The sequence below is a fragment of the Gordonia sp. OPL2 genome (assembly GCF_003797825.1).
Classification (GTDB): domain Bacteria; phylum Actinomycetota; class Actinomycetes; order Mycobacteriales; family Mycobacteriaceae; genus Gordonia.
Genome location: NZ_RKME01000106.1, coordinates 1 through 421, shown reverse-complemented (window position 1 = coordinate 421; position 421 = coordinate 1). Strand labels below are relative to the sequence as shown.

Genomic DNA, 421 nt, shown 5'->3' with positions numbered 1-421 from the left:
GCACACCAAACAGCAACGAGCTGAGCTGTGTGGCCAGCCGCAGGCGCTGCAGTTCGCCGGCCGACAGCGTGGGCGTGGCGCGATCCAGCGAGAGATACCCCAGGCCCAGCTCGCGCAGCTGCCGTACCCGCGCCATGACCCCACCCGCCAGTCGCTGCGCGGCCAGGCGTTTCTCCTCCGACAGGGCCGAGGTCAGCCGCCCATCGGGCGCGCCCTCGTGGGTCGCACGGCCAGTGGCTGCCCGCTTGGCGCGATCGCGGGGCGTCGCACTCCTGCGGGTGCGTGCGCCGTGGCTGTGTGCACTGAAGTCGCCCTGCGCGATGGGCTCGAGCAGCCCGGCCAGTTGATCCAGCGGCAGCCGCATGAACTCGCCGATGTCCACGCCGGCGAAGGTGACCGAAAGCGCTTCGGGCTTCAGTCG

At 71.5% G+C, this 421-nt stretch carries 1 pseudogene; it reads right to left on the bottom strand.

The annotated features are described in order from the left end of the window. Nucleotides 1-421, bottom strand: a pseudogene (locus tag EEB19_RS26510) (excinuclease ABC subunit A); the annotation flags it as partial.